7 protein-coding genes and 1 pseudogene are annotated in these 7,828 nt (G+C 72.4%); 6 read left to right on the top strand and 2 right to left on the bottom strand.

Annotated features, from left to right (window positions below; all coding sequences use genetic code 11):
• The 3 genes and pseudogenes from RMN86_RS06540 to RMN86_RS06530 all read left to right on the top strand — a co-directional run.
• Window positions 1-437 (top strand): annotated as a pseudogene (locus RMN86_RS06540) (hypothetical protein); the annotation flags it as partial.
• A complete protein-coding gene (locus RMN86_RS06535; protein ID WP_309605027.1) occupies window positions 434-2,488 on the top strand; it encodes a hypothetical protein in 2,055 nt (684 codons plus the stop codon). The pseudogene RMN86_RS06540 and the gene RMN86_RS06535, both read left to right, overlap by 4 nt.
• 74 nt (window positions 2,489-2,562) lie before the next feature.
• Window positions 2,563-3,420 (top strand): N-acyl homoserine lactonase family protein, encoded by an 858-nt coding sequence (locus RMN86_RS06530; protein WP_309605026.1) that lies wholly within the window; start codon window positions 2,563-2,565, stop codon window positions 3,418-3,420.
• 18 nt (window positions 3,421-3,438) lie between these two features.
• Here the strand turns inward: RMN86_RS06530 and RMN86_RS06525 are convergent, their stop codons facing one another.
• Window positions 3,439-4,887, bottom strand: coding sequence for a deoxyribodipyrimidine photo-lyase (locus RMN86_RS06525; RefSeq protein WP_309605025.1), 1,449 nt, complete (start codon window positions 4,885-4,887; stop codon window positions 3,439-3,441).
• On the bottom strand, window positions 4,884-5,825 hold the full coding sequence (locus tag RMN86_RS06520) for a cobalamin-dependent protein (protein WP_309605024.1): 942 nt from the start codon (window positions 5,823-5,825) through the stop codon (window positions 4,884-4,886). The genes RMN86_RS06525 and RMN86_RS06520 overlap by 4 nt, the downstream gene beginning before the upstream one ends.
• 81 nt (window positions 5,826-5,906) lie before the next feature.
• Between RMN86_RS06520 and folE2 the strand changes: the two genes are divergently transcribed.
• The 3 genes from folE2 to RMN86_RS06505 are packed head-to-tail and all read left to right on the top strand — an operon-like array spanning window position 5,907 to window position 7,828.
• Complete coding sequence (gene folE2, locus RMN86_RS06515; protein ID WP_309605023.1) at window positions 5,907-6,701, top strand: GTP cyclohydrolase FolE2; 795 nt, start codon at window positions 5,907-5,909, stop codon at window positions 6,699-6,701.
• Window positions 6,680-7,069 (top strand): DUF393 domain-containing protein, encoded by a 390-nt coding sequence (locus tag RMN86_RS06510; protein ID WP_309605022.1) that lies wholly within the window; start codon window positions 6,680-6,682, stop codon window positions 7,067-7,069. The genes folE2 and RMN86_RS06510 overlap by 22 nt, the downstream gene beginning before the upstream one ends.
• 36 nt (window positions 7,070-7,105) lie before the next feature.
• Window positions 7,106-7,828, top strand: a complete 723-nt coding sequence (locus RMN86_RS06505) for an SDR family NAD(P)-dependent oxidoreductase (RefSeq protein WP_309605021.1) — start codon at window positions 7,106-7,108, stop codon at window positions 7,826-7,828.

Raw genomic sequence — 7,828 nt, 5'->3', positions numbered from 1 at the left:
AGGTCAACGATTTCGTGGTCGGGGTGAACATCGACACCCGAGGCGGCCGGGGCGGCGATGGAGGCCCCCGCCGGCCCGGCGGCCCCCGCGGCCCACGCGGCCAGGCCGGCTACCCGGCCGATACCGGAGACGCCCGGGCTGACGGGGCGATCGGAGGCAACGGCGCGCGCGGCGGCGACGGCGGCTCCGGCGGCCCCGGGGGCTCGGGGGGCAATATCACCGTGGTCGCCAAGAGCATCGTCACCGGGACGCTGCACCCCAACGCGCAGGGCGGTCGCGGCGGCTTCGGCGGCGCGGCGGGCGCGGGCGGCGGGTTCGGCCCCGGCGGCGGCGGACGCAACACCGGCCCCAACGGCGCGCCAGGTCCCAACGGCAATACGGGCGGCAATGGCCCGAACGGAGGCGACGGCTCGGTCGATATCGTCCAGCGCCCATGATCACGCGGGTTGAGGCCTGGGCCGAGCTATCCCGCGCCTCGACTGCCGTCCTGGTGCGGGCTGGCGGCGCGACCCTGAGGGCCTGCATCGAGGCGCAGCTTGAAGGCCTGTTGGCGCTGGCGCCGCAAAGCCAGGCCGCGGCGGCCCGCGTGCGGGCGATCCTGTATCTGCTGGGCGCGGAGTCCCTCGACCGCCCCGCCCGGGGGCCGTTCGAGGGGCTTTCGTTCATCAACGCGGACGGCGTACCGTTCCAGTGGGTGGTCCGCGTTGGCGCGACGGGGGCGGACTGGGGCTTCCTCAGCGAGACCGGACGGCCGTTCACCCCGGCGCCGGAGCGACTGCGACTGACTCTTGGCCGGGTTGCGACGGCCTCCCGCGTCGCCGGCGACGCGCCGTCGCCCCTGGACCGGATCGCCGAGATCCTCTGTCCGACGCCCGGGGAGCCCTGGCCCGAACACTGGCGCAGCGCCGCCTGGATCGGGGTCGCTGTCGGCGGGGATACCGTCCGCCTGAAGCCCTACTTCAATCTCAACCGCGGCCATGCGCGGGATCGCTGGCTCAGATTTGGGCGGCTGCTGAAGGCGTTCGGCCGCGAGCGAGCGCTGGCGCAGGTCTGCCGGTTGTCGGGCCCCTGCTCGCCAGGCTTCTGGCCGGTGGGCCTCGCGGTGGACCTGACGCCGCCCGGCGGGGTCGGCCGGATCAAGGCCTATTTCCGCTCCGAGGCGGTCGGCGCGGCCGGCCTCACCCCCTGGTACGACGCGTGCGGATCCCAGGGATCGGCCGAGGCGGTGCGCGCCATGCTGGATCTGCTGGGCCAGACCGGTACGGATCGCTACCCCGCGGGCGCCTTTGTGGTCAGCCTGGAAGTTCACGCCGACGAGCGGCTGTCGCTGAAGACCGACCTGGCGGTAACGAGGTGGATGTCGGGCGACGCCGAGGTGATCGAGGCCGCCGAGGCCCTCGCCGGACGCCTCGGCCTGGCGACCGGCGCCCTGACCCGCACCCTTGGCGCGCTCGGGGTTGATCAACCGGATCCCGCCGGCTGCGCCATCGCCCGCTTCGTCGGTCTGGGCTGCGAACCCGACGGGCAGGCGCACCTGAATGTCTATGTCTCGCCGCCACGGGTGGCCAGCCCGGCTCACCCCCGCCGCCGCGCCCGGCCGCCGTCGATCCACGCCGCGGTCGAAGGCGGTGTCGCCGCCTTGCTCGCGGCCCGGTCTGACGGCCACTGGACCGACTTCCGTCTGCCCGTGGGAGTCTCAGACCGCTGGGTTACCGCCTATCTGCTGGCGCGACTGGCCGGAGCGGAGCGGGCGCGGCCGATGGGTCTGGCGCGCCACCCGGCCATTGGCGAAGGGCTCGACTGGTTGGAAGCGGCGCGCGGCGGGGCCGGCTGGAGCTACAACGGGGCGACTCCGGACGACGCCGATTCCACCGCCTGGGCGCTGCTGGCGCTGCGTGGCTGGGAGCGTTCGCCACCGGCCGCCGCGGTTGAGTTCCTTCAAGGCTGCCTGCGGGACGGCCAGGCCATGACCTACCCCGCCGAGGCCACGCCCAGGACCTTCTGGAGCGCGCCGGCGCCGGACGTCACGGCCGTGGCCCGCCGCGCCCTGGCCGCCTGCGGAATTGAGCTTGCCGCCGATCCGTCGCCGGCCGATCCCGGGTCGGCGTTCCCCCAGGCCTTCTGGTGGGTGACGCCGCTCTATGTGCTGGCCGCTGGCGCAGAGGGGGACGCGCCCGTGCCGCCCACGCCGGGATTGCGCGCCCGGCTGGCCGGCTTCCGCGCGCACGGCGCGTTCGAGCGGGCTCAACTGCTGCGGCTGCTGACTCCCCGCGGCCCGGCGGCGCGGGTCTGCGCGCGAAGCCTTGTCGCCGAGCAGGCGCCCGGCGGGCTTTGGCCGCCCTCCGCGCGGCTGCGCCTGGTGATGAGCCAGGCGCCTGAGCCGTGGCGGGAGATCGCCTCGGGCTCGGTGTTTCTCGACGAACGCGGCCTGTTCACCACGGCCACGGCGCTGGCGGCGCTGGCGGCCAGCGGCCTCGCCGACAGCTGAGCGCGGCGTGACAAGCGCGCGTTCCGCGTGCAGGCTGCCCCGGACAGATCCTCGACAGACCTCCGGAGACCCCCATGTCCGCGCGCTTTCTGACCGGCGTCCTGGCCGCCGCCCTGCTGCTGGCCGGCGGATCCGCCGCCGCCGACAAGGGCCGGCCCGGCCCTTCCGGCCTGAAGCTCTATGCGATGGATTGCGGGACCTACGACATTCCCAACGCCGACGCCTTCGCCGACGACGGCGCCTATAGGGGCGTGGCCAAGCGCCTGGTCATCCCCTGTTACCTGATCCGCCATCCCAAGGGCGACCTGGTGTGGGACACCGGCGTGCCGCAGACCCTGGCCGACCTGCCCGGCGGCAAGGGTCCGGGCGGGCTCACCGTGCTGCACAAGCTCACCGACCAGCTGAAGCAGCTGGGCCTGGTCCCCGACGACATCCGGTACCTCTCGGTCTCGCACAGCCACTTCGACCACATCGGCAACGCCGGCCTGTTCGCCCATTCGACCTGGATCGTCGACGCTGACGAGCGCGCCTTTGCCTTCCGCCCGGGACAGCGCGCCAACAAGATCGAGTTCGGGGCCTATTCCGCCCTGGAGACCGCCAAGACCATCCTGATCGAGGGCGACGCCAGCCATGACGTGTTCGGCGACGGCTCGGTGACGATCATCCAGGCGCCGGGCCACACGCCCGGCCACACCGTGCTGCTGGTGCGCCTGCCCAAGGCCGGGCCGGTCCTGCTCACCGGCGACCTGTGGCACATCGCCGAAAGCCGCGCCGCGCGCCGCGTGCCGCGCTTCAACACCGACCGCGCCCAGACGCTGAAGAGCATGGACCTGGTCGAGAAGATCGCCGCCGAAACCCACGCCCGCGTTGTCCGCGAGCACGTGCCGGAGGACTTTACCTCCCTGCCGAAGTTCCCCGCCGCGCTGAACTGACATAGCCGCGCGTCGCCGTCACAGATCCGTCGTGCGGACCGCGCGATAGGCGTCGAGCGCGCGATGGCGGGCCACGGCGTGGTCGACGATCGGCGCGGGGTAATCGCGCCCCAGGACCACCCCGGCCTTGCTCAACTGATCGGGTGTGGCGGTCCACGGCGCGTGGATCAGCGTATCGGGCAGGCCCGCCAGTTCCGGCGCCCAGCGCCGCACATAGGCGCCCGTGGGATCGAACGTCTGGCCCTGGGAGACCGGGTTGAACACCCGGAAATAGGGCGCCGCATCGGCCCCCGACCCCGCCACCCACTGCCAGCTCGCCGCATTGTTCGCCAGGTCCGCGTCGACCAGGGTGTCCCAGAACCAGGCCGCGCCTTGGCGCCAGTCGATCAGCAGGTCCTTGATCAGGAACGAGGCTACGATCATCCGCACGCGATTGTGCATCCAGCCGGTGGCCCACAGTTCGCGCAGGCCGGCGTCGACGATGGGATAGCCGGTGCGGCCTCGCCGCCAGGCTTCCAGCGCCGGTGGGTCGTCGCGCCAGGCGACGCGGTCGTACTCGGGCTTCAGCGCCGCTGTCGGCAGCGTGGGGACGTGAAACAAGAGGTGAGCGCTGAACTCCCGCCAGGCCAGCTCCGACAGGAAGGTCTCGACGCCGCCCGGGAAGGGATCGCCCACCGTCGCCTGGGCGGCCGTTGTCGCCGCGCGCCACACCTGCCACGGCCCGATTTCACCGAAGTGCAGGTGGGGCGAGAGCCGGGACGTCCCTGCCAGCGCCGGCAGATTTCGCTGGTCCGCATAGTCGAAGACCGCCTGGCCGACAAAGGCCTCCAGCCGCCGCGCCGCGCCCGCCTCGCCCGGCGACCATTCGGCCGCCAGCCCTGAGGCCCAATCGGGCCGAGTCGGGCGCAGCCGCCAATCCTCCAGGCGCTCGCTTGGGGCCGTTGCATCGTTCGCCACCCGGTCCGGCGCGGGGAGGCCCGGCGGCGTCTGGACCGTGGCCCGCAACGCCCGCCAGAACGGGGTAAACACCTTGTAGGGTTCGCGCTGCTTGTTGCGCAGCCATCCCGGCTCGCACAGGAGCGTGGCGTTGAACGAGCGGGCGGCGACGCCCTTCGTCTTCAGGGCCGCTTTCAGCCGGCTGTCGCGCCGCATCGCCCAGGGCTCATAGACCCGGTTCCAGACCACGGCGCGGGCCCCGGTCTCCTCGATCAGCGCCGCGACTACCGCCTCCGCCGGCCCAGTGCGATAGACCAGACCGCCTCCTCCGCGCCGCCGGAGGTCCGCATCGAGCGCCTGCAGCGATCCGTCCAGCCACCAGCGCGAGGCCGCCCCCGGCGACCCGTCGCCCGCGTCTTCGTCGTCGCGAATGAACACCGGCACGATGGTCTCGCCGGTGGAAAGCGCATGGGCCAGGGCCGGGTTGTCGGTGAGCCGCAGGTCCCGGCGGAACCAGACCAGCACCGTCATCGGGGCGCTTGGCTCGAGCCCGTCCGCAGTCGCCAGGCCGCCACGGCGGGACCGATGGAGTCCAGCCCGCGCACGACCATGACGCCGGGCTGGGCGCGCAAGCCGGGACACGCGCCGCCGGCCCAGATCTCCATGGCGGCCGGCGTCGCCGCCCGCAGTTCGGCGAGCCCCGCCTGCGCCTGGGCGGCGGGCGCCATCGCCGAGAACGACAGCGCCAGGATGTCGGCGCCGTGGGCGCGCGCCGCTGTGGCGATGTCCGGCGCCGGGGTTTGTACGCCAAGCGAAATGCAGCGGCACCCCTCCAGCACAAACATCGCCTCGGCCATCAGCAATCCCAGGGCGTGCGGCTCCTGTGGCAGGGTGCTGAGCAGCACCCGTGGCCGATCGCGCGGCGCGCCGGCGCCCAGCGCCGCGTTGATGGCGCCGCGCAAGACGGTGGCGAACTGTTCGGTGAACAGGTGCTCCTGGTGGATTTCCAGCTCCCCGCGCGCCCAGGCCGCCCCTACCGCATGGGCCAGTTGCGGTGCGATCTCGGCGGCGAAGGCCCGCAATCCCGTCCGCGTCAGCAGTGCGGCCAGGAAGTCGCGCAGACGCTCGGCGTCATGGGCCGCCAGCCGCGCCAGCACCTCCCGCGCTGCGGGACTTTCGGGTTCGGGGCCGTGGGCCTCCGGGCCGCGCAGCAGGGCCAACAGATCCTCCATCGAGTGGCCGACGATCTTTCCGGGCCGATGACCGGTGTCGATCAGCCGGCGCAGCAGACGCAGCTTGGCCACCTGGTCGGCCGGATAGCGCCGCTCGTCATGGGCGTCGCGCAGGGGTTGGGGAAACCCGTAGCGACGCTCCCAAACGCGCAGCGTGTCCTTGGCCAGACCGCAGTCGCGTTCGACCGCGGCGATGCTCATCAGGGCCGAAACATCGAGGTCGACGCTATTTGTCATGGACAATATTCAACATAGGCATGGACACTGGGCAAATGTGGCCTATTTGTCCAGGACAAATAGCGAGGCCGCGAGACCACCATGGATATGATTGCGAACGAACTGCCCGACGTCCAGTCGTCCCCGGACGTCCGCGATGTGGTGATCCAGCGGGTGGGGGTGAAGGCGATCACCCATCCGATGCTGGTGGCGACGCGCGACGGCGCGCAGCCGTCGGTGGCGGAGATCGACATGTACGTGAGCCTCCCGGGCAATGTGAAGGGCACCCACATGTCGCGGTTCCTCGAGGTGCTTGACGCGACCCGTGAGCCGCTTTCGGGGCGGAGTCTGGGGACGCTGATGGCGGCGATGCTGGCGCGGCTCGGCGCCGAGAGCGGCATGATCGAGATGCGGATGCCCTATTTCGTGCGCAAGGCCGCCCCGGTCTCCGGCGTCGAAAGCCTGCTCGACTACCGCCTGACCCTGCGCGCGGAACAGCGGGACGGCCGGCTGGAGATCACCCAGCAGGTGCTGACTCCGGTCACCAGCCTGTGCCCCTGCTCCAAGGAGATCTCGCGCTATGGGGCGCACAACCAGCGGTCCCATATCGTCATCGCCGCGACCCTGGCGGACGAGGCGGTGGTGCCGGTCGAGGACCTCATCGACATCGCCGAGGCCAGCGCGTCCTGCGAACTGTGGGGCCTGCTGAAACGGCCGGACGAGAAGTACGTCACCGAGCGGGCCTACGACAATCCCAAGTTCGTCGAGGACCTGGTGCGCGATATTGCTGTCGCCCTGGCGGCCGACCCGCGGATCGCCCGCTACGAGGTCTCGTCGGAAAACTTCGAGTCGATCCACAACCACTCGGCCTATGCATGGCTCGCCGGGCCGCGGTAGCGGCGGGCGAACCGGGCCGGCTGACCGTCTGGTATGACGGCGACTGCCCGATCTGCACGGCGGAGATCGGGCTGATGCGCCGGCTCGACCGGTCAAGGGCCATAGCCTTCGTCGATCTCAGCCTGCCCGGCGCCTGCCCGACGGACCGCGCCGCGCGGCTGGCCCGGCTGCACGCCCAGCCCAGGGGCGGCGCCATGCTGTCGGGGGCCGCGGCCTTCGTGGCCATGTGGCGTGTCCTTCCCGGCCTGCGCGCGCTGGCCTTCGTGGCCTCTGCGCCGCCGGTGCTCTGGCTTCTCGAGCGCGCCTACCTGGCCTTCCTGCGCGCGCGTCCGACGTTGCAGGCCATCGCGCGTCGGGGCGCGGCCTGATGGCCAGCACGCTGATCCTGCGGGGCTGAGGGTCGCGTGACCGAAGACATCGTGGTGGTGGCGGGCGCCACGGGCGGCATCGGCGCCGCCCTGATCGCCGCGCTGCGCGACGACGCTCGCTATTCGCATGTCGTGGCGCTCTCGCGCCGCCGGCCCGACCGCTGGACCGACGACGCCCGACGGACCTGGCTCCCCGCCGACCTGCTCGATGACGCCACGCTGGCGGCGGCGGCGCGACGGATCGCGGGCCTGGGGACGCCGACCCGGGTAGTGGTGGCCACCGGCCTGCTGCACGCCCCCGGCGCGGCGCCGGAAAAGGCCCTGCGCGCCCTCGACGCCGCGACCCTGACCCGGCTGTTCGAGGTCAACGCCACAGGCCCCGCGCTGATCGCCAGGCATCTGCTGCCGCTGGCCCCACGGGATAGAGCGAGCGTCTTCGCGGCGCTTTCGGCGCGGGTGGGCAGCCTGGGCGACAACGCGCTCGGCGGCTGGTACGGCTACCGCGCCTCCAAGGCCGCCCTCAACATGCTGATCCGAACCGCGGCCATCGAACACCGTCGCACCCACCCGCTCGGGGTCTGCGTGACGCTCCATCCCGGCACGGTGGCGACGCCGTTGAGCCAGCCGTTCGCGGGGTCCGGGCGCGAGCTGTTCACCCCGCCGACCGCCGCCGGCCACATCCTGCGGGTGCTCGACGGCCTCGGTCCGGCCGACAGCGGCGGCTTCTATGGCTGGGACGGCGCGCCGATCCCCTGGTGA

It is taken from the genome of Phenylobacterium sp. (assembly GCF_031360265.1).
GTDB lineage: Bacteria > Pseudomonadota > Alphaproteobacteria > Caulobacterales > Caulobacteraceae > Phenylobacterium.
This window is presented reverse-complemented; position numbering and strand designations above follow the sequence as displayed.

Bases quoted from the DNA above. Each gene is read 5' to 3' on its own strand.
- RMN86_RS06535 (WP_309605027.1), top strand. From the start codon at position 434: ATGATCACGCGGGTTGAGGCCTGGGCCGAGCTATCCCGCGCCTCGACT.
- RMN86_RS06530 (WP_309605026.1), top strand. From the start codon at position 2,563: ATGTCCGCGCGCTTTCTGACCGGCGTCCTGGCCGCCGCCCTGCTGCTG.
- RMN86_RS06525 (WP_309605025.1), bottom strand. From the start codon at position 4,887: ATGACGGTGCTGGTCTGGTTCCGCCGGGACCTGCGGCTCACCGACAAC.
- RMN86_RS06520 (WP_309605024.1), bottom strand. From the start codon at position 5,825: ATGACAAATAGCGTCGACCTCGATGTTTCGGCCCTGATGAGCATCGCC.
- folE2 (WP_309605023.1), top strand. From the start codon at position 5,907: ATGGATATGATTGCGAACGAACTGCCCGACGTCCAGTCGTCCCCGGAC.
- RMN86_RS06510 (WP_309605022.1), top strand. From the start codon at position 6,680: ATGGCTCGCCGGGCCGCGGTAGCGGCGGGCGAACCGGGCCGGCTGACC.